This is a genomic window from Arcobacter roscoffensis, from assembly GCF_024267655.1.
In the GTDB taxonomy this organism is placed as follows: domain Bacteria; phylum Campylobacterota; class Campylobacteria; order Campylobacterales; family Arcobacteraceae; genus Arcobacter_B; species Arcobacter_B roscoffensis.
This window is the reverse complement of sequence record NZ_CP100595.1, coordinates 2,866,237-2,892,483: the sequence shown is the minus strand read 5'-3', so window position 1 is coordinate 2,892,483 and position 26,247 is coordinate 2,866,237. Positions and strand designations below refer to the sequence as shown.

20 protein-coding genes and 1 pseudogene are annotated in these 26,247 nt (G+C 27.4%); 17 read left to right on the top strand and 4 right to left on the bottom strand.

The window, feature by feature from the left end; all coding sequences use genetic code 11:
* Window positions 1–5 precede the first annotated feature (5 nt).
* Window positions 6–2,471, bottom strand: coding sequence for a transporter substrate-binding domain-containing diguanylate cyclase (locus NJU99_RS13700; RefSeq protein WP_254576471.1), 2,466 nt, complete (start codon window positions 2,469–2,471; stop codon window positions 6–8).
* A 124-nt stretch (window positions 2,472–2,595) separates the two neighbouring features.
* Between NJU99_RS13700 and NJU99_RS13695 the strand changes: the two genes are divergently transcribed.
* From NJU99_RS13695 to NJU99_RS13645, 11 genes are all read left to right on the top strand, one after another.
* Window positions 2,596–2,901 (top strand): ArsR/SmtB family transcription factor, encoded by a 306-nt coding sequence (locus tag NJU99_RS13695; RefSeq protein WP_254576470.1) that lies wholly within the window; start codon window positions 2,596–2,598, stop codon window positions 2,899–2,901.
* Window positions 2,901–3,251, top strand: coding sequence for a gamma-glutamylcyclotransferase family protein (locus tag NJU99_RS13690; RefSeq protein WP_254576469.1), 351 nt, complete (start codon window positions 2,901–2,903; stop codon window positions 3,249–3,251). Before NJU99_RS13695 ends, NJU99_RS13690 begins: the two co-directional genes overlap by 1 nt.
* Before the next feature lie 78 nt (window positions 3,252–3,329).
* Complete coding sequence (locus NJU99_RS13685; RefSeq protein ID WP_254576468.1) at window positions 3,330–4,598, top strand: arsenic transporter; 1,269 nt, start codon at window positions 3,330–3,332, stop codon at window positions 4,596–4,598.
* 27 nt (window positions 4,599–4,625) lie between these two features.
* Entirely contained in the window at window positions 4,626–5,027 is a 402-nt protein-coding gene (locus tag NJU99_RS13680) for an arsenate reductase ArsC (protein ID WP_254576467.1), read from the top strand.
* Window positions 5,027–5,350, top strand: a complete 324-nt coding sequence (gene arsD / locus NJU99_RS13675; RefSeq protein ID WP_254576466.1) for an arsenite efflux transporter metallochaperone ArsD — start codon at window positions 5,027–5,029, stop codon at window positions 5,348–5,350. Before NJU99_RS13680 ends, arsD begins: the two co-directional genes overlap by 1 nt.
* A 10-nt stretch (window positions 5,351–5,360) precedes the next feature.
* The gene (arsA, locus tag NJU99_RS13670; RefSeq protein ID WP_254576465.1) at window positions 5,361–7,139 is read left to right on the top strand and encodes an arsenical pump-driving ATPase; all 1,779 of its coding nucleotides are present in this window, start codon (window positions 5,361–5,363) and stop codon (window positions 7,137–7,139) included.
* A gap of 100 nt (window positions 7,140–7,239) precedes the next feature.
* The gene (locus tag NJU99_RS13665; RefSeq protein ID WP_254576464.1) at window positions 7,240–7,878 is read left to right on the top strand and encodes a MerR family transcriptional regulator; all 639 of its coding nucleotides are present in this window, start codon (window positions 7,240–7,242) and stop codon (window positions 7,876–7,878) included.
* The gene (locus NJU99_RS13660) at window positions 7,878–11,378 is read left to right on the top strand and encodes an acyl-[ACP]--phospholipid O-acyltransferase (RefSeq protein WP_254576463.1); all 3,501 of its coding nucleotides are present in this window, start codon (window positions 7,878–7,880) and stop codon (window positions 11,376–11,378) included. The genes NJU99_RS13665 and NJU99_RS13660 overlap by 1 nt, the downstream gene beginning before the upstream one ends.
* Before the next feature lie 155 nt (window positions 11,379–11,533).
* Complete coding sequence (locus NJU99_RS13655; RefSeq protein WP_254576462.1) at window positions 11,534–12,004, top strand: hypothetical protein; 471 nt, start codon at window positions 11,534–11,536, stop codon at window positions 12,002–12,004.
* A 41-nt stretch (window positions 12,005–12,045) separates the two neighbouring features.
* Entirely contained in the window at window positions 12,046–12,798 is a 753-nt protein-coding gene (locus tag NJU99_RS13650) for a hypothetical protein (RefSeq protein WP_254576461.1), read from the top strand.
* Window positions 12,776–13,537 carry a hypothetical protein gene (locus NJU99_RS13645; protein ID WP_254576460.1) on the top strand — a complete coding sequence of 254 codons (762 nt, stop codon included), beginning with the start codon at window positions 12,776–12,778 and terminating at the stop codon, window positions 13,535–13,537. The genes NJU99_RS13650 and NJU99_RS13645 overlap by 23 nt, the downstream gene beginning before the upstream one ends.
* Before the next feature lie 14 nt (window positions 13,538–13,551).
* Here NJU99_RS13645 and NJU99_RS13640 read toward each other — a convergent pair whose 3' ends face one another.
* Together NJU99_RS13640 and NJU99_RS13635 are read right to left on the bottom strand one after the other, a co-directional pair.
* Window positions 13,552–16,089, bottom strand: coding sequence for a [protein-PII] uridylyltransferase family protein (locus NJU99_RS13640; RefSeq protein WP_254576459.1), 2,538 nt, complete (start codon window positions 16,087–16,089; stop codon window positions 13,552–13,554).
* Window positions 16,086–16,838 (bottom strand): P-loop NTPase family protein, encoded by a 753-nt coding sequence (locus NJU99_RS13635; protein ID WP_254576458.1) that lies wholly within the window; start codon window positions 16,836–16,838, stop codon window positions 16,086–16,088. The genes NJU99_RS13640 and NJU99_RS13635 overlap by 4 nt, the downstream gene beginning before the upstream one ends.
* A 223-nt stretch (window positions 16,839–17,061) precedes the next feature.
* On the opposite strand from NJU99_RS13635, the gene NJU99_RS13630 reads away from it, so the two are divergent.
* A complete protein-coding gene (locus tag NJU99_RS13630) occupies window positions 17,062–18,855 on the top strand; it encodes an ATP-binding protein (RefSeq protein ID WP_254576457.1) in 1,794 nt (597 codons plus the stop codon).
* Between the two features lie 2 nt (window positions 18,856–18,857).
* Here the strand turns inward: NJU99_RS13630 and NJU99_RS13625 are convergent, their stop codons facing one another.
* Window positions 18,858–19,721 (bottom strand): hypothetical protein, encoded by an 864-nt coding sequence (locus NJU99_RS13625; RefSeq protein ID WP_254576456.1) that lies wholly within the window; start codon window positions 19,719–19,721, stop codon window positions 18,858–18,860.
* Between the two features lie 237 nt (window positions 19,722–19,958).
* On the opposite strand from NJU99_RS13625, the gene NJU99_RS13620 reads away from it, so the two are divergent.
* The 5 genes and pseudogenes from NJU99_RS13620 (at window position 19,959) to NJU99_RS13600 (ending at window position 26,099) form a co-directional block, all read left to right on the top strand.
* A complete protein-coding gene (locus NJU99_RS13620; RefSeq protein ID WP_254576455.1) occupies window positions 19,959–21,173 on the top strand; it encodes a sensor domain-containing phosphodiesterase in 1,215 nt (404 codons plus the stop codon).
* Between the two features lie 1,033 nt (window positions 21,174–22,206).
* Window positions 22,207–22,557, top strand: a pseudogene (locus NJU99_RS15005) (methyl-accepting chemotaxis protein); the annotation flags it as partial.
* 653 nt (window positions 22,558–23,210) lie between these two features.
* Complete coding sequence (locus tag NJU99_RS13610) at window positions 23,211–24,425, top strand: ammonium transporter family protein (protein ID WP_254576453.1); 1,215 nt, start codon at window positions 23,211–23,213, stop codon at window positions 24,423–24,425.
* Window positions 24,426–24,437: 12 nt separating this feature from the next.
* Window positions 24,438–24,776 (top strand): P-II family nitrogen regulator, encoded by a 339-nt coding sequence (locus NJU99_RS13605; protein ID WP_254576452.1) that lies wholly within the window; start codon window positions 24,438–24,440, stop codon window positions 24,774–24,776.
* Window positions 24,777–24,914: 138 nt separating this feature from the next.
* Window positions 24,915–26,099, top strand: coding sequence for an ammonium transporter (locus NJU99_RS13600; RefSeq protein WP_254576451.1), 1,185 nt, complete (start codon window positions 24,915–24,917; stop codon window positions 26,097–26,099).
* The last annotated feature ends 148 nt before the right edge of the window (window positions 26,100–26,247 follow it).

Sequence of the window (26,247 nt, the reverse complement as noted above, 5' to 3'; positions counted from 1 at the left end):
TAGGCTTACTCTCCTTTGCAAATTTTTACACAGTTTCTTCCAGAGTTTTTTGCTTCATATAAAGCATCATCTACATTTGATAAAGATTTATTTATAGAGCCATTTCTTACTTCATAAACTCCAAAGCTTGCAGTTGCTTTTATATTTTCATAGAAATTAAAATCTTCGATTTTTTCTCTTAACTTTTGGGCTAAAATAAAAGCTTCTTCTTCATTTGTGAATGGTGTGATTATTAAAAACTCTTCACCACCCCATCTTCCAATAAAATCAGTTTCTCTGATATTAATTTTAAGAAGATTTGAGAACTCTTTAAGTATTTCATCTCCACATAAATGTCCACAAGTGTCATTTATCTTTTTGAAGTAATCAATATCTATAAGTATTAAAGATAAAGGTTTTTTATATCTTTTTTTATTTTTAAACTCTAACTCTAAAATCATATCAAGTTTTGTTCTATTGAAAATAGATGTTAGTTTATCTGTTTGAGAGATTTTTTCTAACTCTTTATTCATATTTTTTAGTTTTCTATTTGCTCTGTATATGATAAATAGAATAATAAATAAAGAAATAGCAACTATATATAATACAATTTTTACTAAAAGTTCAATATCTAACTTCTTCTCTTTTATGATAGTTAGCCACCTATTTAGCAATGCTTCTTTTTCATGTGGCTTTATAGAATTAATAGCTTTATTCAGAATACTTTGAAGAATTAAATCATCTTTTCTTATGGCTATTTTTGATTTACTTGTAAGTTTTATCTTCCCTGATATTTTTATATCATTTATTTTTGAATTTTGCAAGTTGTAGGCTAGTGAGGGAAAGGAATCTATAAAAGCATAAGTTTTGTCTTGTTTAACTTTTTTTAAGCCCTCTTGACTGTTTGATACTTCTATTAGCTCAATTTCAGGGTATCTAAATTTTATTAGTTCTGCAATTGAGTGATTTTTTATAACAGCAACCTTTTTACCATTTAGTGATTCAATTGAATCAATAAATATTTCATTATCTTTTGTAGCTATTACATTTGAAAATTCAAAGTAGTCTTGAGTAAAGTTTAGATAGTTTTCTCTATCTTTTGTTTGAACTGTATTTGGTAAAATATCGCAATCACCCTTACGAATAAACTCTAAAGATTCACTCCATGAAGTGGTTTTTATAAGCTCAAAATTAATACCACTATTTTTTGAAAGTTGTTCCATAAAGTTTGATGTTATTCCAATAAAGTTGCCATTTTCATCTATATATTCATATGGTAAATAGTTTGGATCAACACACATTTTTACTTTCTGTTTTTTTGTTAAGTATGAGATTTCATCTTGTGTTAATAAAAAGTCTTTACTTTTTATCTTTTCTAGTTTTGCTTTTTTAAACCACTTTTTTTCTAGTTTTTCTATCTCTTCTTTTGAGATTTGTTTTTGAACTTTTTCAATGATTGATTTTAAAATTTTGTTTTCTTTATTTACAGTTATATAAAAACTAAGTTCTTTATCATCATGGTTTTCCATGGTTTTTAAGTTTGTAAATAGATGCCTATTTATATTGTAATCAAGAACTGTTTTTAAACCATAAGAAGCATCAGCTTTTTTAGTTGCAACAGCTTCAATCATACTATAAGTATTAGTTGTAGGAAAAATATTGATTTTTGGATAGTTATTTTTAACTCTATCATAACTATGATAGCCTTTAACTAAAGCCATAGTTTCACCTTCAAGTTCTTTGAAAGTATGCACATCTTTATGATCTAATCTCGTAAGCATAGCAAGAGGTGAACTAGCATAAGCTTTGCTTGTAAATAGAAATCTTTTTTCTCTCTTTTTTGATTTTAGAACGTTTAACATTAAATCAAGTTCATTGTGTTCAAGCATATTTAAAAAGTTGTCCCAGTTTCCTTGAATATACTGAACTTCAATTGCAAGTTTATTTGCAATAAGATTCATATAATCAATAGAAAAACCTTTTTGTAATCCATCTTCATTAAAGTTATAAGGAGGTAGGTTTGAGTCATTTTGAACTTTTAGTACTTTTTTATTTTGAAGGTACAGAAGTTCCTCTTTTGTGAATTTTATCTCTTCTTTAAAATAGACTATTAGCTTTGCTACTATTTTGTTTTCTTCATTTAAAATGTCTGTTGAATAAAACTGCTTCGTTTTATATTTAGGATCTTTTAAAATTCTATTTTTTAAAAGATACATTTGTTCATCTTTTTTATATGAACTATAAAGATATCTTCTTTCTTGTTTTATTTCAAAAGCTACAATATTTGAGTAGTTTTCATAGTATAACTTAAGTAAGTCTCTAATTTTTTTTTCGTTTTTTTGATAATTTGGTGTTAAGAAGTTAAGTTGATATGCTAAAGTATCAATATTTTTTTTTGTATTATTTTTTAAAATATTAAAATTCTGTGCATATAAGAAACTAAAAAACAGAGTAAAAGTTATATAAAATAGTAGTAGTTTTTTCAATCTCATTTTTGTCCTTAATAATATATATTTTACTGAATAGTCTCTTAAAAGTAATTTGATAGTTACATATCAATATATCTTGATATATTAGAAATAATTTGATATAATTCTAAAAATCAAAGGAGATTAAATGGATATTTTTTTAAAATCTGTTTCTGCATTAAGTGATGAAACAAGAGTAAAAATACTTAAATTTATAAATATTCACGGCTCTTGTTGTGTTTGTGATTTAGAGCACTCTTTTGATATGATTCAATCAAGATTATCAAGACATTTAAAAATTTTAAAAGAAGCTGGTTTCTTAAGAGTTGATAGACAAGGAAGATGGGCTTACTATAGTGTAAGAGCTCCTCTTGATGAGTTTAGAAGCCATGCTATAAAAGAGATTATGACTTTAGATATTCAATTACCAAATCTAATAAAGGCTTGTAGTTAATGAAAGAAACACTTTTTGTTTATGGGACACTTATGCCAAACTGTCCAAATGGACATGTTCTAGAAAATATTGTAGGAAAATTTGTTCCTGCAACTGTAAAAGGGAAACTAATAGATGCTGGTTGGTCAGCTTCTATGGGCTATCCAGGAATTAATTTAGAAGCTGGAAATGATACAGTTCATGGGTACTTATTTTACTCTGATAATTTAATCGACAATTGGGATTATTTAGATGAGTTTGAGGGTGATGAGTTTTTAAGAAAAGAAGTAACAGTTGAAAGGTATGATGAGTTAGAAGTAGATACTTTTCTTTATACTTTAAAACCAGAAGTTCAAGAAATGGAAGAGTAACCAAAGTGTTACTCTTTTTTTATAAACTCTCATATCAATATATCTTGATATATAAAAATAAAAGAAATTAGGATTTATATGTTTTTAGCAAGTAGTATATTTATTATTACACTTATTTTTGTAATTTGGCAACCCAAAAATCTTCAAATAGGAACAACAGCAGTTATTGGTGCAATAGTTGCACTTTTATTAGGAGTTGTTTCTCTTTCAGATGTTTGGATAGTAACTGATATAGTTTGGGATGCAACTTTATCTTTTATAGGTATTATTATTTTATCTATGGTTTTAGATGAGATTGGATTTTTTGAATGGTGTGCCTTAAAAATGGCAAAATTCTCAAATGGTAGTGGAATGAAGATGTTTGTTTATTCTATTTTATTAGGGGCTTTTGTTTCTGCACTTTTTGCAAATGATGGGGCAGCACTTATTTTAACTCCAATTTTATTAGCTAAGATGAGGATTTTGCAGTTAAATATGAAATCAATTGTTGCATTTTTACTTGCAGGTGGGTTTATCTCTGATAGTGCTTCTTTACCTCTTGTTTTCTCAAACCTTACAAATATTGTAACTGCTAACTATTTTGATATAGGTTTTGCTGATTATATGGCTAATATGATTATTCCTTATATTGTAAGTGTTTTGGCTTCAATTTTATTTTTATGGTTGATTTTAAGAAAAGATATTCCAAAACAAGTTGATATTTCACTTTTAAAAGAACCTAGTTCTGCTATAAAAGATGAAAGAATGTTTAAACTTTCATGGGTATTTTTAGCTTTACTTTTAGTTGGATACTTTGTTGGTGATGCTTATGATTTACCAGTAGCCGTTTTTGCTCTTGGTGGGGGAGTTATATTTTTACTTATTGCAACTGCTTTTAAAAGTGTTGAACCAAAGAGTATTATTAAAGAAGCTCCATGGCAGGTTGTGTGGTTTAGTATAGGTTTATATATTGTTGTTTATGGACTTGAAAATGAGGGTTTAACTGATTATTTAACTCTTCTTTTACAAGACTTTGCAACAAGAGGAGATACCTTTGCTATTGTTGCAACTGGATTTTTATCAGCCTTTTTAAGTGCTATTATGAATAATATGCCAACTGTTATGATTATGGATATAGCCTTAGATAATATGGGTGAAAATGTTAATCAAGCTTTAGCATATGCAAATATTATTGGTTGTAACTTAGGACCCAAAATGACTCCTTTTGGTTCTTTAGCAACTCTTCTTTGGCTTCATGTTTTAGCTAAAAAGGGTGTAAATATTTCATTTGCTCAATATAGTAAGTTTGGTCTAATCATAACACCACCTGTGTTATTGATAGTATTATTAGCACTAGCTATTTTTTAAATTTTAATATAAAGGAAGATAAATATTATGGAAAAAAAAGTTTTAATTTTATGTACAGGAAATTCATGTAGAAGTATTATCGCAGAAGCATTAATAAATGCACAATTAGATGGTATTAGTTCTGATTCAAGTGGAGTTAGAGCAAGTGGAAGAGTTAACCCAAATGCACAAGAGTTATTAACGCAAAAAGGAATTTGGAGAGATGAATATCACTCAAAAACTATAGATAAAGTAATAGATAATGAATACGATTTAGTAGTAACTGTATGTGATCATGCAAATGAGACTTGTCCTATGTTCCCAAAAGCTACTAAAGTAATTCATGTTGGATTTGAAGACCCAGATGGAAAAGGTTTTGATGCTTTTGAAGATACTTATAGAGAAATAGAAGAAGTGTTGTTACCAAAAGTTATGGAGGCTTTAAAATAATGAAAACTTTAAAAATATACGACCCTGCTATGTGTTGTCCTACAGGAGTTTGTGGAACTGATGTGGATACAAAGTTAGTTCAACTAGCAAATTTTTTAAAATCACTTGATAAATCAAAGTTTGATGTGAAAAGATATGGTTTAACAACAGAACCAGCAGAATATGTAAGTAATAAAGAAGTTGCTAGAATTCTAAATGAAGAGGGTGTTGATAAGCTACCTTTATTTTTTATTGATGATAAAGTGGTTTTTAAAGGTGAGTATCCTCAAATACCAGAATTAAGTGCAAAACTAGGACTTGCTTCTTTTGTAGCAAAATTTTAAGATACATAAAATGGAAAAATTAATAAATAAAATACCAAAATTTCTTTTCTTTACAGGAAAGGGAGGTGTTGGTAAAACATCTATGTCTTGTACTATTAGTGTTAGTTTAGCTCTTAAGGGAAAAAAAGTACTTTTAATCTCAACTGATCCTGCTTCAAACCTTGATGAGGTTTTAGACACTTCTTTAAACTCAAGTGCCACAAAAGTAAAAAGTATTGAAAATCTTTATGCTATGAATATAAATCCAGTAATAGCTGCAAAAGAGTATAAAGAAAAAATAGTGGGACCATATAGGGGAATTTTACCAAAAGAAGCAATACAGCAGATGGAAGAGCAGTTAAGTGGTGCTTGTACTGTTGAAATTGCAGGTTTTAATGAGTTTTCTAAATATGTAGGAGATGAAAGTATCATAAATGAGTATGACCATATTGTTTTAGATACAGCACCAACTGGACATACTTTAAGACTTTTAGAACTTCCAAGTGCTTGGAATGATTTTATAGAGCATAATAGTAGTGGTAGTTCTTGTCTAGGTCCTGTATCAGGACTTAGTGACTATAAAGAATTATATGATAGTGTAGTTGAAAATTTAAAAGATGAAAGTAAAACCTTACTTATATTAGTTTCAAGAGCTGAAAAACTATCTTTTCTTGAAGCTTCAAAAGCAAGTGATGAACTTAAAAAACAAGGTTTAAGAAATCAACATTTGATTATAAATGGAGTGTTTACTTCAAATGATAATGATGAAGTAGCAAAGGCTTTTGAAAAAAAATCAAAAGAAGCTTTAGACTTACTACCTAAAAATTTAGAAAACTTAGAAAAAACAAAAGTAGGCTTTTATCCAAATGGTGTAGTTGGAATGCAAAGTTTAAAAGCAATAGGTCAAAATGAAGTAGCAAAAGAGTTTGAAAACTCATGTGAAGAGTTAAATGAACAGTTAAAAACAACAATTGATAATACTTTAAATTTTGATGAGCTTTTAGAAAATATTGAGGCTGATAAAAAAGGTTTGATTATGACTATGGGAAAAGGTGGAGTTGGTAAAACAACAATGGCTTGCCTAATCGCTTCACAATTAGCTAAAAAAGGTCATAAAGTAACTTTATCTACAACAGATCCTGCTGCTCATTTAGATTATATCAAACAAAATAATAAAAACTTAGAAATCAAAAGAATTGATCCAAAAGTTGAAATAAAAAGACATGTTGATAATGTTATTGCTAAAAATGAGGGTGTTTTAAGTGATGATGATATGGCTTTATTAAAAGAAGAATTAAGCTCACCTTGTATTGAAGAAATAGCAGTATTTGAAGCTTTTGCAAATACAGTGGCACAGGCACAAGACAGATTTATTGTTTTAGACACTGCACCTACTGGACATACTTTGCTTTTACTAGATGCCTCAAAAGCTTATCATCAAGAGGTTTTAAAAAATACAAAAGATGATATGAGTGAAGCTCTTAAGAATTTACTTCCTAGAATAAAAGATGAAAAATTCACTAAGATTTTATTGACAAGTTTAGCAGAAGCTACACCAACACATGAAGCACAAGATTTACAAGAAGATTTACAAAGAGCTGGTATAAAACCTTATTCATGGTTAGTAAATAGATGTTTTAGTTTAACAAATAGTTTAAACAATCTTATTTGTCAAAAAGGTTTAAATGAACTAACTTATATAAATAAAATAAAAAATGAGTTATCTAATAGAACAGTATTATTACCTTGGATAAAAGAGGAAATCAATAGTACAGATGAGCTAGAAAATCTTATAAAAATTAAAAAGTAAAGAGTTCTACTCTTGACTTTTTAATTTAATTTATCTATAACTTTCATTTTAAATCAAAGTAAAAGTAAAGAGTATTACTCTTTACTTTAAGGAATTTAAAATGAAAGTTATAGATAATAAAAACTACTATAAAATGAGTGAGTTAGTAGAGCAAACAAGCTTGAGTAATCACACAATCTCTTTTTATCATAAAAAAGGTTTACTACCAAATAGTTTAAGTACTTCAAAGAATATGAAGTATTATCCTGAGATTACAATTACTGTATTAAATATGATTAAGTACTTCAAAGATAATCTTAGTTTTTCAATAGATTATATAAAAGAACTATTTGATTTTTACAATATAAACTTCAATGATAGAGCAGATTTAATACTTCAATCAATTCAGATGATTTCAAGTGAGATTAAAAATCCAGTTTCAAAAAAAGATTTAGAAAAGTTTAGTTTAGAAGAAGCAATAGCTTTAGACTTAGTTGATAAAAAAGATATTTATTTTAAAACAGAAGTTGAAGTAATCAAGACTTTTAATGAGTTAAAAAAATATGATATTTCAAGCCAACTTATAAATGAGTATGTAATTACAAGTAAAAAACTTGCCTTATTAGAGAGAGAACTTAGCTCAAAAGTTTTAGAAAAAACTGGTTTTTTACCTGAGATTTTAGTTTTAGATATTTTAAATTCATTTAAACCATACATTTTCAATAGATCAACTATTGAAGAGTTTAAAAAGGATGTGTAATGAGTAGTTTATCAAAAGGTATTAACAATCTAATGTTAATAAAGTTTGCTTTTTTATTTGTGGTTTTTGGAAATGTTATTGTAGATGTTTCCCATAAAATATTATTACAAAACATTGCATTTAAAATATTTGATGGTAGTATTCAAGTTGTATGGATTTCTATAATAAATGCTTTAATATTAGTGCCGTTTTTACTTTTATTTACTGTAAGTGGTTTTTTATCAGATAAATATAATAAGAAAAATATTCTAATTTATGGGGCCATTTCCTCTTTTACCTTATCAGTTCTTATGATTTTTTCTTATTTAAGTGGTAACTTTTATCTTGCTATGATAAATCTAGTTTTATTAGCTGCTCAAAGTGCTATTTATTCACCTGCGAAATTTGGGATTATTATAGATATTTGGGGTAAAAAGAATCTAGCACGTGGAAATTCAGCTTTACAAGCAGTGTCTATTATAGCTATTTTATTTGCAATTGCAAGTGGTTCTTATGTCTTTGAAACATTTTATGTAAGTAACTCTTTAGAGGTTTTAAAGACAAAAGAAGAACTTTTAAGAGCTACATTAACTCTTACATATTATATAGCACCTGTTGCATTTTTAGAAATGCTAGTATCTTTAGTGATTTTAAGAAGATTAAATACTTCACATAGTAGTAATGACTCTTTAACATTAGATAAAAAAGAACTTTTTAAAGGTAAACTTTTAGCAAAAAATATAAAAGCAATTACATCAAATAAAGTGATATTTTTATCAGTAATTGGACTATCTGTATTTTGGGGTGTATCACAAGCTTTAATGGCAGTATTTCCATCTTATGCAAAACAGTATTTAGGCGTAACTGATGTATTTGTAATAAATGGAGTTTTAGCAGCATCAGGAATAGGTATTGCAATTGGTTCTATTATTTATTCAAAGATTTCAAAACATTATATAGAAGTTGGAACTATTCCTTTATCTGCTTTTGGTATGGCTTTTATGATTTATATTTCAACAATTGTTGAATCAGCATTTATGTTAAGTATGACATTTTTAGTATTTGGTATTTTTGGTGGAATGTTTGTAGTTCCGTTAAATGCTTTAATCCAATTTAATGCAAGAAAAAGAGTTTTAGGAACAATATTAGCTGGTAATAACTGGTTTCATTCCTTAGCAATGTTTTTTATGCTTTGCTTAACTACTCTTGTGTCTTTATATAATTTAGATCCACTAAGTACAATCTTTTTGATTTTATTAATCACAGTTATAGGAACACTATACACAGTTGTTAAATTACCCCAATCAATGTTACTTCTTTTTGTAAAAAGTGTAGTTGGATTAAAGTATAAACTTGAAGTAAATGGAGTGAAAAACATTCCTTCAAGTGGCGGGGTTTTACTTTTAGGTAATCATGTCTCATGGATTGATTGGGCCGTAATTTTAATGTCATCACCAAGGGAAGTTAGGTTTGTAATGCATAAACCAATATATGATAAGTGGTATCTAAACTGGTTACTAAAAATGTTTAATGCAATCCCAATTTCTAATGCTTCTAGTAAATCAACTATGAAAGAAATAGCAAGGCAGTTAGATGAGGGACATGTAGTTGTAGTTTTTCCAGAAGGAGCTATTACTAGAAATGGTCACTTAGGTGAGTTTAAAAGAGGTTTTGAGAAAATCTTAGATATGACACAGAATGATGTAAAAGTAGTATCTTTTTATATTAGAGGATTATGGGAGTCTATGTTTAGTAGAGCTAGTAAAAAGTATAAAAAATCATACAAAACAAATAGTGTGACAGTATCTTTTTCAAAACCAATCAAAAAGCAAAAAGCAAATGTAATTAGAGTGAAAAATGAAGTGATAGCTTTATCTACAAAAGCTTGGGATGAGCATATAGAAAATTTAGAAACTATTAGTGAAACTATCTTTGATAGATTAAAACAAGTTGGAAGTGATTTTATTTTTGCAGATTCAACGGGTTTAGAGTTAAGTGGTAATAAGTTTTTAACTGTTTCTATTTTATTCAAAGATTTACTAAAGCCTAAAGTTATTGGGCAAAATATTGGACTTTTACTTCCTTCAACAGCAGCAGGTGCCTTTATAAATACATCTATTTTGATGATGGGAAAAACTGCTGTAAATTTAAACTATACAGCTCAAATAGATTCGCTTAAAAAAGCTGTTTCAAAAGCAGAGGTTAAAACTGTTGTTGCTTCAAAGAAGTTTGTAGAAAAACTTGAAAGTAAGGGTATAGATTTAAAAGAGCTTTTAGATTTAGTAGATGTGATTTATGTAGAAGATTTAAAACCTAAAATTTCAAAACTAAAAGGCTTAATGACTCTTCTTAGTGTGAAGTTTTTGCCAAGTTTTATCTTAAAAGCTTTACATGTAAAAAAGATAAAAAAAGATGATACCGTTGTGATTTTATTTTCTTCTGGAAGTGAAGGGGAACCAAAAGGAATTGAACTTACAAGTGATAATATCTTAGGAAATTCACAGCAAATAGCATCAATTTTAAATGCTAGTAATGATGACATTATAGTTGGCTCTCTTCCTATTTTTCATGCTTTTGGTATTACAGTTACTACTTTCTTGCCATTGATTGAAGGAATTAAATGTGTTGCCCATCCTGATCCTACAGATGGTTTAGGTATAGGAAAACTTGTATCTAAATATAATGCAACTATTATGACAGGAACTTCAACTTTCTTTAGATTATATACAAAAAATACAAAGGTTCATCCTTTGATGTTTGATAGTTTAAGACTAGTTGTTGCTGGTGCTGAGAAGTTAAGAGCTGATGTAAGAGAAGACTTTAAAAAGAAGTTTGGTAAAGATATTTTAGAAGGTTATGGGGTTACTGAAACAACACCTGTTGCTGCTTGTAACTTACCAAATGTTTTAGCACCTGATTATAGTGTACAAGTTGGTCAGAAAGTAGGAAGTGTTGGTATGCCAATTCCTGGAACTAGTGTAAAAATAGTTGATCCCCATAGCCATGAAGAGCTAGAAGTAGGGAGTGAAGGAATGATTGTAATTTCTGGTATTCAAGTAATGAAAGGTTATTTAAAAGATGAAAAGAAAACTTCAGAAGTTTTAGTGAAGATTGGAAAAAGAACATACTATGTCACAGGAGATAAGGGAAGACTTGACGAACATGGGTTCTTAACTATTGTTGATAGATACTCAAGGTTTGCAAAACTTGGTGGTGAGATGGTAAGTATGGGTGCAATAGAAGAGGGTATAGCTTCTATTATTGATTTATCTGAAGATAGTTTAGTTGATTATATTGCAACATCTATTGAAGATGAGAAAAAGGGTGAAAAGATTGTTTTACTTATCTCAGATGTAAATGAAGAGTTTGTAAATGAGTTAAAACAAAAAATAAATAGCTCTTTTGATAATAAACTTATGATTCCAAGTGTGATTAAAATAGTTGATGATATTCCAAAGCTAGGAACAGGAAAAAAAGACTTTAAAAAGGCTAAGAATTTAGTTATGAAGATGAGTATATAATAATCATTTAATAATAATATAAGTATTTAAACTATATTATGCTTTTAATATTTATTTAAAAGGGTCAAAATGAAAAAAATAATTTTTATGTTGTTGTCTTTAGGGTTGTTTTTGGCTAATGTAAATGCGGCTGATCTTCCTTCAAAATGTCTTAAATGGAACACGGTCAAGTAATTAAAATAGGTGGTAGACCAATTAATACTCCAAGTACTGCTCCAGAAGCTTTTTGTTGGGATGCTACAAAGATTGAAACAGGATTTGGCATATATGATGGGAAAAGGTATAAAAGTGAAACTTTAATAGGAGATCAATCTGCAGCAGACTGGTTTGCTCTTGAGACAAAAGAAGTATATGGTGAAAATCATTATGGTTCATATGTTTGGGTTAGAGTTCATGGAATTCCTCAGAATCAACCTGTTGTAAAATTAGGTTATAAAGAAGGTGTTCTTGTGGAAGTAAAAAACATTAGAAGTTACAGTGGTGAGATTCTTAATGGGAAAGAGTATAAGTTTTTTATAAGACATATTCCTGTATCACAAGCATCTACTGTGTCTGATATTGATATTAGTGGTAGTTTAGATATTTATGATGGTGCAACTTTAAAAGATGTAACTTATATAAAATAAAAGAAAGAGAATTCTCTTTCTTTTAATAAAAAGGAAATATAATGCAAGTTTCAAATACTTCATATGTAAATTATAATCAAGTGAATCAAACTTTAAAAAATGAAAAGTCATCTTCTAATTCTTTTTCTACAGATCTAGAAAATCAAAAAAGTACTGAAAATACACAATCAAGTGGTAAATATATAAATTATATGAAACAATTTAATCATTTTAGTAAACTCTCATCTGAAGATAGGGAAGTTTTTCTAAAAATATTAGAAGATGATAAAATAACATTAGCAGAGATGGATAGTCTATCTTATGAACAAGCTGAAAAGTTTGAATATATTGCTTTCCCTCAAGGTAGTCTTACAAAAGAACAATTGAGTAATGTTCCTATTGTATCTATGCCAAATCAAATTCCTGATATGCTTTTTGCTACAAGAACAACAAATGATAAGACTTTTAATAAAGCTTTATATGAAACGGCTAGGGAAATTAGTAATGATAACTTTAGAAGTACAGTTTTTGGTGAAGTAAAAGTAAATTTATCTCAAGCTCATTTTGGGTTTGAAATTTTATCTTCTTTTAATGCAGGAGCTGAGGTGAAAAATTTGTGGCAAGATGATGTAGATAGTATGAATATAGATTTTGATAAATTTTTAAATGATGTAATAAATTTACATGAAAAAGCAATTTCAAATTCTAAAACACACCCTGCAGTAATTCAACAACATCAAGAAAGTCTTGATGGATACAATATTATTAAAAAACACTATTATAATATAAAAAATGAAGTTAGTTCTTATGCTTAAATATTATTTTAAAGAGTATAAAAAAAATATATTTTTATTTGGAATTATTTTAGTAAGTTTAATATTTTCTTTTTTTTATTTTTCAGATAAAGAAGAAAATGTAGGCAAAAGAATCTTAAAAAATGAAATATCAAGTGAAAACATTTTTAATGAAAATGAAAGTAATAAAGAGAAATTAATTATTAAAAAAGAAGAAAATAAAGTAATTTTAACTGAAAAAAAAATAGCTAAAGAAGTAATAGATAAAGAGCCTAAAAAAACTATACTATATTCTACAACTTCTAAGAATAATCATTATTCTATAAAATTAATTAGTAACAAGAAAATTGAAAAAAAAGAACTAGCACCTAAATATATAGTACTTACAGGAACAATAACAGATGGATATGAAGAGTCTGATTTTCCAATGTCTATAAATGATAATTACTTAGAAGATACAAGCCTATTATTTTTTGAGATAAAGGATAATCAAAAGAACCTAAAAAGTATATGTGAAGCTTATTTTTTAGATTCTTTAAGTTTTGGTTTTTCCTATCATATGAAAGTAGAATTTATAGAAGAATTATCAGATTGTTATATTCTTTCTCAAAGTGATTTTATAGAAGAAGAGTCTTTTTCTCAAGAAAAAGAATATGTAACTATAAAAGGTAAATCAATGGGAGTACTTGCAGATAAACAGCTAAATATAAAAAATAAAGAAGAAATTAATAAACTTAAAATAAATGAAATTTTAGAATAAAGCAGTTTACTGCTTTATTTATCGCTTGTACACATAAGTTCTAAAATTTCATCTTGTTTTGAACAGAAGTTTCCATTCTTTTCAATAAGAATTAAATCCCTTGCAAGATTTTTATGTGTATGAATTTTGGCACTTTCAATATCAATACCAAAATCATCAAATATTCTTGCGATATAAGCAAATAAACCTTTTTGATCTTTTTCTTTTATTTGCATAGATGCAAGATAAGCTGTATGGTTGCAGTTTACAGTTACATTCACTTTTTTGATTATAGGCGTCACTAAATTTGTAGTTCTATTCATATCAAATGAGTCTTCGATAATTTTTTCCACAAAAGGAATATCTTCATCATCAACTCTCTCACTAAATGAAATATAAAAGGCTTTTTTATCATCAAATAGTTTAAAAATATTCATTGAAGCGATATTTAAAAACTCTAGCTTACCAAGTAAATATCCTAAGTTTAAAGGAACTTTTCTAATAATTCTAATTGTTAGATGTGTTGGTTTATTTACTACTTTGTATGTGTAATCTTTTACATTTAAAGCATGTAGTGCGATATCTAAAATATCCTCAGCCTTTAGTCTTAAGAACATTTGATTTGATGAAATATAGTTGATTTTTTTCCTTTTGATATTTGGAAGTCTTTTATATCTATCAAGTTTTTTAATGGTATTTAATTTTGCAACTCTTCTAGCTCCTTCATTTAATAAATCTTCATTTTCAAAAGCTGGTAAAGATTGTAAATAAAGTTGTTTTAAAAGTGATGAGGTAGAGTTATTAAATATATTTTTACCAACTGCTGAAATATCACAATAAGTTACTACATATAACATTTTAAGTGCAACTTCTGTTTTTACTAAACCTGTAAAGTTTAAAATAGTTTTTTCTGAATAAATGTCTTCATGGGTTGCCACAAAAGACATCATATTGTGGTATCTAACTAATCTTGCACCTAATTGTGTAAGCTTTTCATCAAAGCCAAACTCATGACCCATCTCTTTAAATATTTTTTCACCTACTATATGATGGTCTTGTGTTCTTCCTTTACCTACATCATGGAAAAGAGCTACAAGTCTTACTATTACTTGATGTGAAGGTGAAAGTGAATCAAAAATTGATTTTATATATTCATCTTCAATATTTTGAGCAAATTTTAAAGTTTTTAAAGAGTGTACATCTGTAGGATGCTGGTGGTAACCATCAAATTGAGGTTGATCAATAATGATTTTTGCCCAAGGTATTACTATCTCAAATAGATTTGCATTGTATAAAAGCTTCATTACGGGATAAAGACTAGCTTTAAATAATATAGTTTTAATATTTTTCTTTAACTCTTTTGATTGAGTTTTCGGAAGCTTAGTTTTACTTGCATAATAAATATAAGATCTATCAAATCTAGTAACATTTTGGGGTAGAGAAATAAGTTCTTTAAGTAAACCATTTAAGGTTTTTGGTTTAGCATTAAATGAAGTATATAAAGTATTTCCTGCTATATATAAATTCTTTTTAAACCTTGATTCTCTTAACTTTGAGATATTTTCATCTTTAAAGATAGTAGGTCTCGTAAACTTTTTTACCATAGTTGCAGAGAAACTATGAACTACATGTAAACTATTTAAAAGCTTTGCCATGCACTGTCGCTCTTTTGTATATCTTGGTTTATTTATAAATCCAAGTTTTGAACTTAGATCAGGTAAAATATCAAAAGTTACTTGGTCTTGTTTTTTTCTTGCTATATTATGAAGAGCATTTCTAACTCTAAATATAAATTCTAATGCTTGTCTATATTTTTTGTACTCTTCTTCTGTATACTCTATTCCAATTAGTTGTTTTGTATTAGTTGCACCATATAAAACATTTGCCATCCAATACATCATATTTGATTCTCTTAATCCCCCAAAACCATCTTTTATATTTGGTTGCATTTTTAGTGGGTATTTTAAAAGTCTTTGTTTATGTTCTTCTAATTTGTCTAGAATAAACTCTTTTTGTTTTGTTCTTCTTATATTAGTAAGAACTTTTTCATATGAAAACCAAAGATATTTCGATCCATAAATAAGTCTTGATTCAATAATAGAGCTTTTTATTGTTAAATCTTCTTTTACACTATCTTCAATTTCTGATAATTCATGCACTCTTGAACCTAGTTTTAATCCACAGTCCCATGCAAGAGTAATAAACTCTTCCATAATTTCTCTTAGGTTATATCCCTTAATATCTTCATATAAAATCATAATATCAATATCAGAATAAATACATAACTCTTCTCTTCCATATGAACCTAAAGCAATTAGTGAAATAGGTACAGATGTACTCATAGGTTGGTATGAACCAAAGTTTTTTCTTAAGATATATTTATAAAGTTGGATTAGAAATTTGTCAGTATGTTTTGTATGTTTTATAAAGAAGTCTTTACCCCCAGTGCTTTCAAAGGTAGTATCAATTGAGTTTACATAGTTTTTAAAATAGTTTTTAAAGACCTTTGAAATCTCAAAGTCACTTGCACCATTTGAAATAAGTTCTTCAATTTGTATATTTAATTCACTCATAATAACTCTTTGTGTATGTCAATTTTTTTTCTAAGGGTAATTCTATTAAGTCCAAGGTTTTTAGCTACTTGAACTTGAGATTTATATTTTTTTGTAGAAGCTTTTATTAATGGTACTTCAAATAAATAAATTAAGTCTTTGTAGGCATTTTCACCATCTAAGTGCTCACTTAAATACCTTTCTAAAAACATTAAAATCTCTTCTTCTCCAATAGTTTCAAAAAGGTATGAAAAGTAAATAGATTTTCTTAAACTATGGGCATTATTTGAAGTGTTGATAATAAGTTTTGAAGTAGCAATTGTATGCATATCTAAAGTTGAACTAGCTTCTTTTGAGAATTTTTGTACTAATAGTTTTGTATCATTTTCTCTTTTTGACAAATCTGGGATTTCAAGGTTAATAGAAAAAATATCTTTTAATTTTTGGTTTAAAATATCACTATTTGATATGGCAATTACTCTTATTGAATTATCTTCAATCCACTTTAGAAGTAAGCTTATATTTGTAAGGTCTTGTATCTTATCAATTATTATTGCATCATTTTTTATAGTAATAACTTCATCAATGATATCTTGCTGTAGAGCTTTTGCCTCAAAAATTTGGGATTTTGGAAGTATATATTTAGCTAGGGATTTTTTTCCCACACCATTTGAACCAATTATTAAAGCATTTACATTTACTGCTTGAAGCAGTTTTGCAGAGTTTAGAATCTCTTTAGATATTTCATCTTGTGCGATATATTCTTGCATATAATTTAACCTTTGTAATCATAGAGATATTATACAAAATTTGTTTATTAAATTTATTATACTGTATATTTTTACTCTATTTTAATAATTATTGTATACTTAATAAACAGTTTGATAATTATTTCACTTCTATATAAAGTTTAAATCCACATATAACTTGACAAAAAATATTAAATGATGTAAAATAATAATTAAATAATGTCATAGTTAAAGAGTCTATTAAATGAAAAAAAGTTCTTATAAGATATTTACAATCATAATCTATTTTATAGTCTCTGTGCTTGCTTTTAGTATTACAACAAACTATATCTTAGAAAAAGAAAATAAACTTTTACACAAAAAATATAATGCTATTAGTAGTAACCTTAACGATAAAATAAATTCATTAATCCAAAAAAAGAAAAACGCAACCTTAGCTTTTACAATAACTTTAGCAAATAATGCAGAAGTATCTGAGGTCTTAAATAGTAAAGAGTATAGTAAAGATAGTTTAAATAAGTTATCTTTACTTCTTCGGAAAGAAACAGATTTTAAAAATGTTTGGTTCCAAGTAATCAATAAAAATGGAATATCTTTATATCGTTCATGGTCCAAGAAAAAAGGAGATGATCTTTCAAAAGTAAGAAGTGATTTAAAAAATATGATCAAAACACCTAAGATTAAAAGTACAATAAGTGTTGGTAAATACGATATGACTTTTAAGGCAATGGTACCTATTTATAAAGATGGAAAATTTGAAGGTGTTATTGAGTCAATAACACACTTTAACTCAATTTCAAGAAGTCTTAGAAAAAGTGATTTATTCGAGCCTATAATAGTAGTTGATAAAAAATATACGAAGCAGTTAGAAAAAAATGCTTTTACAAAAATATTTGTTGATGATTACTACATAGCTAATTTGTCTGCAAATAAAAAAGTTTTAGAGTATTTAGATACAAATAATATTGAAAATTTCTTAAAAATAAAAGATTATAAAGTTAAAGATGAATATCTGATAGTTAACACACCTATTTTTTATGATGATAATAAGTTAGGAAATTTTTTAAGCTTTAAAAAATTAAATCAGATTGATATACAATATATAGAAGAGTATAAGCATAATGCCTTTTTATATTTGATTTTCTTTATACTTTTACTTGGTTTAGTTTTATATAGCGCAAGTCACTATTTATATTCAAAAGAACTTAAAAAACTATATATCCGATTGAATGAAAACCAAGACAAACTTCATAACTTAAATAGTTCTTTGCAAAAAACAGTTGAAGAAGAAGTTACAAAAAACTATGAAAAAAATAAAATTCTTTTTCAACAAAGTAAAATGGCAGCAATGGGTGAAATGATAGGAAATATTGCTCATCAATGGAGACAGCCTTTATCTGTTATAACTACAGCAGCAACTGGTATCAAAATGAAAAAAGAAATAGGGATTTTAAGTGATAATGAGTATAACGATTCCTTAAATATGATAGTGAAATCAGCAAATTATTTATCTAATACAATAGATGATTTTAGAAACTTTTTCTCACCTACAAAAGATAAAAATACAGTAAACGCAAAAGAGTTTATAGATAAAGTATTTAGCTTAGTTAAAAGTAATTATCAAAATAAAGATATAGAAGTTATTACTCAAATTGAAGATTTTGAAATACACATTTTTGAAAATGAACTTTTACAAGTTATGATAAATTTATTAAATAACTCAAGGGATGAACTTATAAGAAAAAAAAGTAATACTCAAAGATTTATCTTTTTAGATTTATATGCAAAAAATGAAAGTTTAATAATAAGTATTAAAGACAGTGCTGATGGAGTTGATGAAAGTATTATAGATAGAATTTTTGAACCATACTTTACTACTAAACATCAATCACAAGGTACAGGAATAGGGCTTTTTATGTGTGAAGAAATAATCTGTAAACATATGCATGGAAAAATTGAAGTATTTAATGATGAGTTTATGTATAAAAATCAAGAGTATAAAGGTGCTAGATTTAAAGTAAGTATACCCTTAAAATAGGGTTACTTACTTTTTTTATTTGAAAAGTATACAAATATTGTAAGAGAGATTAGAATAAGTGCAATACCAGCTATCAGATAAAAGGCATTTATCATCTCATCATAACCATTTAATGCAATTTTAAATACTACAATTAAGGCTTCAATAGATAAAGCAATAATAATTGTACTTAAAAACTTAACTAGTAGTTTTGTTTCAACTTTTGAGTTTTTGGAGTAGGATTTGAAAAATACCTCTTGCTCTAAAATTGTTTTTGCCAAATCAAAGATTGCAATACCTAATGTTAAAGCAATAATTGGTTTAAACATAACTTCCAATGAAATCTCACCTTTTATAAACAAATAATACACAAAGTCAAATAGTGAAAACCCAATAGTAATAATTGCAAGTATTGCCATTGAGAAACCTGCTAGAATATAAAAGCCTTTTGTTAAAGCATGAAAGGGTTTATTTAATTCTAGTAGATTTAATTTTTCAAGTAAGATATCAATTCTAAAATCTAAAAAAAGAATCTCATCTCCCTCTTTAACTGTAACTGTCATACAACTATTTCTTGTGGCACTACTTATATATGGTCTTGAAAATGCCATGTTGTTATCTTTGAATTCAAGTTTTGTGATAATAGAGGATCTATCTTTATTTTTTGCACTTAAATCCATTTTATCTTTGTATATATTAGCTGAGGTTTGAATCTTAGTATCTTTATTTGTAATATATACTAATTCTAATGATGGGAAAAGAGAAAATAGTTGTTTAAAGTTATCTTTTTTTAAAGAACTTAAATGACCTAGATTTCTAATACTCTCTTGTATAAAAAACTCTATATCATCTTTATGTTGTTTGTAGGTTTCTATAAACTCTTTCATTTAAAATCCTGATAATTTTTTCTTTATTATACAGTTTTATTATGAATATGATGGAAAAATATGATTATTTTATATACATCTGTTTAATTTTTATAAAAGAAATTTTTTTAAATGTCTAAAAAATATTTCTTATCAAATTTTTTTTTCATATGATTAAAGTTTATACAGAATTTTGCACATCAAATAATTATTTAATGCTATATTTATTAAATTTAATAAAAGAAATAAGGTATAAAAATGATAGATAATATAGTGGCGAATAATTTAATCAATATTCATTTTCAACCAATAATATCAGTTAGAACGAAAACTATTTTTGCATTTGAAGCATTATGTAGATGTACTTATAATGAACAAAACATACCACCAGACTTACTATTTAAATTAGCTAAACAGAACAATTTATTGTTAGAGCTTGATATATTAGCTAGAAGAAATGCAATTAAAAAATTTTCAAGTTATTATGAAAAAAACAATGATTTAATTCTATTTTTAAATTTTGAGTCATCATTACTTAATGATTTGGAGTCTTTTGAAAAAATAAACAGTTTTCTAGAAGACATTATAGATTTAAAAATACCATTTAAAAACTTTGTTTTAGAGATAAAAGAGGATGAAATTACAAATATTGAAGTTTTAAATAAGTTTTGTAAAAGATATAAGGAGTTAGGTTTTCTAATTGCTTTAGATGATTTTGGAACAGGAAGTTCTACTTTTCACAGAATTAATATAATTGAACCTGACATTATTAAGATTGATAAATCATTATTTTGTGATCATGAAAATCAGATTAATAAAGAAATAGTAAAAGCCATTTCTAAAATGAGTCATAATTTAGGTATTCGAGTTTTAGCAGAGGGTGTTGAAAAAGAAGAGTCAATATGTAATGCATTAAGAAGTTCAATAAACTTGTATCAAGGATATTTCTTTTCTAAACCCAAAAATGAAATAAAAGAAGATGATATAAATAATATTATTAATAAAATTGGATATATCGCAAATATTTTTAAAGAAAAGAATATAAAGACAATAAATAATAAAAGAGAAGCAATTATTCTCTATAGTAAAATGGTAGAAAATATAATCTCAAATCTCGACTCTTTAGAAAAAATATATAATAATTTACACAAAGCTGTAACAAAATATGAAAATATAGAAGCAGTTTATTTAATAGATGCAAAAAACTCAAAACAGATATATGATACTGTCTTAGTTAAAAATATAAATGATAGATTTAGACCTACAAAAGATGGTTTTGAACACTATTTAAAAGAGTATTACTATATTACTTTAGAATCAAAAAAAGGTATATTTTTAAGTCAAAAATACATTTCATATGCTACTGGAAGTTTATGTAAAACTTTTGCAAAAAAGTTTACATTGAATAATAACACTTACATATTATGTATGGACATTATGATAAAAAGGAAAGAAAATGAAAACAATATTTAATAATAGTTCATTAAAGAAAAAATTAATAATATTAATAATTTTACCAATGCTAGGATATCTACTCAGTTCATTATATATTTTTAATTTAAATATAGAAAAATATAATCAGTATAATAATCTATATGAATATTTAGAAAATGGTAATAATTTAAATGCAGAAAATAAAGTGAATCAATTACTAATTGCTTTGAGCCAAAATGAAAAAAGTGAACTAAATAAAACACTTGTAAATAAAATAGAAGAAACAAAAAATGAATTAATATTAGGTTCTATAGTATTTATTTTAATAAGCTTTATAACTTTAATTTTTTTAAATGCAATAATCAAATACATTGTAGGCTCTTTATTTAAAATAAATGAAGGCTTAGAAAAGTTTTTTAGATACTTAACTTCTACAGAAAAGAATTTGGATGTTATTGATATAAATACCAATGACGATTTTGGAAGGATGGCAAAAAATTTAAACTTTAATATTGAAAAAATTAAAGATGGTTTAGCAATAGATAATGAAGTAATAAATGAGGCAAAGTTTGTTTCAAAAATGGTGGGGAAAGGTTTTTTAGTATACAGGATTAACTCTGTAGCTAATAATGAGTATATCAATCAGTTAAAAGATAATTTTAATAATATGATAGATAGTTTAAGGGTTAATATAGTGAACTCTTTTAAGACATCTTTGGATTATGCAAATAGAGATTTTACAGTAAAAGCCGATAAAACAGATATAGGTGCAATTGTAAATACACAACTTAGATGTTTAAATATGATAGGTATGAATATATCTGAATTTTTAGCAATGGTTAATAAAAATGGAAATATTCTAGATGATAAATCTAATGAACTTTTAAATTTGGTTAAAAAACTACATAATTCATCAATAAATCAAGCAAGTTCATTAGAAGAAACAACAGCTGCTGTTACTATGATTACACAAAGTATTACATCAACTTCCACAAAAGCTTCAAATATGTTAGATATTGCAAACTCTACTAAAAATTACTCTTTAGAAGGAATAAAACTAGTAGAAGTAACTCAAAAATCAATGTATGAAATAAATGAATCAACACAAGCAATAAATGAAGCAATAACCATTATTGATCAAATTGCATTTCAGACAAATATTCTTTCATTAAATGCAGCCGTAGAAGCAGCTACTGCAGGAGAAGCAGGAAAAGGGTTTGCAGTTGTTGCACAAGAGGTTAGAAATCTTGCAAATAGATCTGCTGAAGCTGCAAAAGTAATAAAAAATTTAGTAGAAGTTGCAAATATTAAATCAGAGGATGGAAAGAAATATTCAGAACAAATGAAAACAAGTTTTGAAAAATTATCATCAATGATTGAAGAAAATACAGGGATTATAGATGATGTTGCAAAATCAAACGAAAAGCAGATGATAAACTTATCTCAAATAAATGAAACAATGAATAATTTGGATAAGTTAACCCAAGAAAATGCTTCTATGGCTACTCAAACAAAGGATGTAGCACTTGAAACAAGTAGTGTTGCTCAAGATATGCTAAAAGCTGCTTCATTAAATGAATATGATTTAGAAGTAGAAAAAAGAATTAAGAACTTTAGTTTTACCCAGAAATTAAATAGTGCGAAAATAGAGTATACAAAATATAAACAAGCAATACTAAATCAAATAAACAATAAGTCTAATTCTATTGATATAAATGTAGAACATAGACAAAATATATATAGTTTTTTAGATGAATATAAAGATAACGGGCTTATCTTGGTCAATGATTTTGAGGAGCTTAAAAGTTTAACAACAAAACTAGATGAAAGCTTGATTAACTATGGTGAGGCTATTAAACAAAGAAATGAGAAAAATATATTGTCATTATCTATTATTGTAGAAGGAATTTTAGACAATATATTTGATTTACTAAACAAAATGAAGGAAGTCAATTAGTATAAAATATACTGTTGAATAAATATTTGTCTAAATGTATATTAAATATACAAGTGGTGTGTTTACACTTTTGTTAGTTTATTTTATAATGACTGTAGATAAATTGACAAAGGAGTCTTATGGAAAATTTTACTGATGTAAAGTATATATTAGATGGTTTCCTGTTTGTATTTTCAGGAGTACTAGTAATGTGGATGGCAGCAGGTTTTGCCATGTTAGAAGCTGGTTTAACAAGAACAAAAAATAACGTTACTGTTTTAACTAAAAATATTGGTTTATTCTCAATATCTTGTATTATGTTCTACTTCGTAGGTTATAATGCAATGTATGGTGATGGAAATGCCTTCATTGGTTCTATCTCAATGTTTAGTGGTGAAAATGCACCAGATGCAGCATATCCTGCATTTGCAGACTTTTTCTTCCAAGTAATGTTCGTTGCAACTGCTGCATCGGTAATCTCAGGAACAGTAGCTGAAAGAATGAAATTATGGCCATTCTTAATCTTTGTTGTTGTGTTATCTTCTTTAATTTACCCTATTCAAGGTCATTGGACATGGGGAGGAACTGAATTAGGTGGTTTAATTGCTGGTTTCTCTGACTTCGCTGGTTCAACTATTGTTCACTCTGTTGGTGGATGGGCTGCATTAGCTGGTGTACTAATTCTTGGTGCTAGAAAAGGTAAATATGGTAAAAATGGACAAGTAAGACCAATTCCTGGTTCAAACTTAACATTAGCTACATTAGGTACATTCATTTTATGGATGGGATGGTTTGGATTTAATGGTGGTTCTCAATTAGCATTAGGTTCTAAAGTTGATATTGATGGAATTGCTATGGTTGTAGCTGATACAAATATGGCTGCTGCTGCTGGTGCTATTGCTGCTGCACTTTTAACTCAACTTATTTACAAAAAAGTTGATTTAACTATGGTTTTAAATGGTGCTTTAGCTGGTCTTGTATCTTGTACTGCTGGACCTGATTTAGGTATGTTAGTTGCATTTGTTGAAGGTATTGTTGGTGGTGCTTTAGTTGTATTTGCTGTTCCGTTCTTTGACAAGTTAAGAATTGATGATCCTGTTGGTGCTTTATCTGTTCACTTAGTAGCAGGTATCTGGGGAACAATAGCTGTTGGTATCTTTAATCCTGATGTGACTATTTTAGCACAAATCAAAGGTATTGTTGTAATTGGTGCATTCGTATTCATCGCTTCATTCATTGTATGGAAAATATTAGATATTACAATTGGACTTAGAGTTGATGAAGAAACTGAGATTAATGGTCTTGACATTCATGAAACAGGACTTGAAGCTTATCCAGAGTTCAAAAGAGCCTAAGGAGTATAATAGATGAAAAAGATTGATGTAATTATAAAACCGTTTAAATTAGAAGATGTAAAAGATGCTTTAGTTGAAGCAGGAATTACAGGTATGACCGTAAGTGATGTAAAAGGTTACGGTAGACAACAAGGTCACTCTGAACTTTACAGAGGGGCTGAGTATGTAGTAGATTTTTTACCAAAGATTAAAATAGAGATGGTTGTATCAGAAGAAATGGTTGATGCAGCTATTAGTGCAATTACTGAATCTGCTAAAACTGGAAAAATTGGTGATGGTAAGATTTTTGTTTCTTCTTTAGATGATGTAGTTAGAATTAGAACTGAAGAAAGAGGTTCTGAAGCTATCTAATCTCTAAAGATTAGAATCTATACAATACAATTCAAGAGACATACTTTTTCTTGGATTGTATATTTTTTATACACAAACCTTCTATACAAATATTTTTTATACCTATATAATAAAAGAAAACAAACAAAGGAATCTTTTATGGGTGTAGAAGTATCTTACGTGATTGACACGCTATATGCAATCTTTGCAATGACTCTTATTATTTTCATGGTACCAGGCTTTGCGATGCTTGAAGCAGGTATTGTTAGAACAAAAAACGTTACAGCAGTATTAACTATTAATACTTTAATTTATGCTATTGCTTCATTAGCATTTTTACTTGTTGGTTACTCAATAGCTTTTGGTGATTTTGGAGCTGATGGTATGAGTAAATGGGCAGCATTTTTATTCCAAATGGCATTTGTAGGAAAAGTAGTAAATATTATGAGTGGTGGGGTTAGTGAAAGAGCTAAAGTTATTCCCTTAGCATTATTTACTATTATCATGGCAGCAGTTGTTTATCCTTTAGTTGTAAATGTTACTTGGGGAGCAAACTTACTTGAAGGTACAGCTTTAGCTTTATCTATGTATGACTTAGCTGGTTCAACTGTTATTCACTCAACTGGTGGATGGGCTTTATTAGCAGCAATTTTAATCATAGGATCAAGAAAAGGAAGATACACACCAACTGGTGGAATTAGAGTTATTCCTGCATCAAATATTCCTTTAGTAACATTAGGTGCATTTCTTTTATGGATAGGTTGGTTTGGATTTAATGGTGGTTCTGTTGGTTCAATTGCTTCAAAAGAAGGTGCAGATGCAGTAGCTTTAACTATAATGAATACAAATACAGCAGGTCTTGCAGGTGCTATTATGGTAGCGATCGTTATGCAAATCAGATATGGTAAACTTGACTTAACAATGATCTTAAATGGTGCTTTAGGTGGATTGGTAGCAATTACAGCAGGTCCAGATTTATATGATATTTATACTCCAATCTTAATTGGTGCAATTGGTGGAGCATTAGTTGTATTTGGTGTATCTTTCTTTGATAAATTAAGAATTGATGATCCAGTAGGTGCTTTATCTGTTCACTTAGTAAATGGTATTTGGGGTACATTAGCTGTAGGTATCTTTGCTTCAAATGGTGAAGATATTACATTTATGGGACAATTAAAAGGTGTAATTGTTGTAGCAATCTTTGCCTTTGTAGTTTCATATATACTTCTATACATTATCAATAAAGTATTACCTCTAAGAGCTCACAAAGATGAAGAGGTTCAAGGGCTTGATGTTGAAGAGTGTGGGGTAGAGGCGTATCCAGAATTCAAAAGAGCCTTCTAAAAATTGTAGTTATTGAGCATCTTTTGCTTAATCTCTGCGTTGGAGTATAAGTTTTACTACTCACTTACTTGAAGTAAGCTCCTACGTAAAACTTATAATCCGCCTTGACCTTAAACAAAATATACTCAATTCTTACAATTTTAGATAA

Excerpts from the sequence above, each read along its gene's own strand:
- NJU99_RS13700 (WP_254576471.1), bottom strand. The coding sequence starts at position 2,471 with ATGAGATTGAAAAAACTACTACTATTTTATATAACTTTTACTCTGTTT.
- NJU99_RS13695 (WP_254576470.1), top strand. The coding sequence starts at position 2,596 with ATGGATATTTTTTTAAAATCTGTTTCTGCATTAAGTGATGAAACAAGA.
- NJU99_RS13690 (WP_254576469.1), top strand. The coding sequence starts at position 2,901 with ATGAAAGAAACACTTTTTGTTTATGGGACACTTATGCCAAACTGTCCA.
- NJU99_RS13685 (WP_254576468.1), top strand. The coding sequence starts at position 3,330 with ATGTTTTTAGCAAGTAGTATATTTATTATTACACTTATTTTTGTAATT.
- NJU99_RS13680 (WP_254576467.1), top strand. The coding sequence starts at position 4,626 with ATGGAAAAAAAAGTTTTAATTTTATGTACAGGAAATTCATGTAGAAGT.
- arsD (WP_254576466.1), top strand. The coding sequence starts at position 5,027 with ATGAAAACTTTAAAAATATACGACCCTGCTATGTGTTGTCCTACAGGA.
- arsA (WP_254576465.1), top strand. The coding sequence starts at position 5,361 with ATGGAAAAATTAATAAATAAAATACCAAAATTTCTTTTCTTTACAGGA.
- NJU99_RS13665 (WP_254576464.1), top strand. The coding sequence starts at position 7,240 with ATGAAAGTTATAGATAATAAAAACTACTATAAAATGAGTGAGTTAGTA.
- NJU99_RS13660 (WP_254576463.1), top strand. The coding sequence starts at position 7,878 with ATGAGTAGTTTATCAAAAGGTATTAACAATCTAATGTTAATAAAGTTT.
- NJU99_RS13655 (WP_254576462.1), top strand. The coding sequence starts at position 11,534 with ATGGAACACGGTCAAGTAATTAAAATAGGTGGTAGACCAATTAATACT.
- NJU99_RS13650 (WP_254576461.1), top strand. The coding sequence starts at position 12,046 with ATGCAAGTTTCAAATACTTCATATGTAAATTATAATCAAGTGAATCAA.
- NJU99_RS13645 (WP_254576460.1), top strand. The coding sequence starts at position 12,776 with ATGAAGTTAGTTCTTATGCTTAAATATTATTTTAAAGAGTATAAAAAA.
- NJU99_RS13640 (WP_254576459.1), bottom strand. The coding sequence starts at position 16,089 with ATGAGTGAATTAAATATACAAATTGAAGAACTTATTTCAAATGGTGCA.
- NJU99_RS13635 (WP_254576458.1), bottom strand. The coding sequence starts at position 16,838 with ATGCAAGAATATATCGCACAAGATGAAATATCTAAAGAGATTCTAAAC.
- NJU99_RS13630 (WP_254576457.1), top strand. The coding sequence starts at position 17,062 with ATGAAAAAAAGTTCTTATAAGATATTTACAATCATAATCTATTTTATA.
- NJU99_RS13625 (WP_254576456.1), bottom strand. The coding sequence starts at position 19,721 with ATGAAAGAGTTTATAGAAACCTACAAACAACATAAAGATGATATAGAG.
- NJU99_RS13620 (WP_254576455.1), top strand. The coding sequence starts at position 19,959 with ATGATAGATAATATAGTGGCGAATAATTTAATCAATATTCATTTTCAA.
- NJU99_RS13610 (WP_254576453.1), top strand. The coding sequence starts at position 23,211 with ATGGAAAATTTTACTGATGTAAAGTATATATTAGATGGTTTCCTGTTT.
- NJU99_RS13605 (WP_254576452.1), top strand. The coding sequence starts at position 24,438 with ATGAAAAAGATTGATGTAATTATAAAACCGTTTAAATTAGAAGATGTA.
- NJU99_RS13600 (WP_254576451.1), top strand. The coding sequence starts at position 24,915 with ATGGGTGTAGAAGTATCTTACGTGATTGACACGCTATATGCAATCTTT.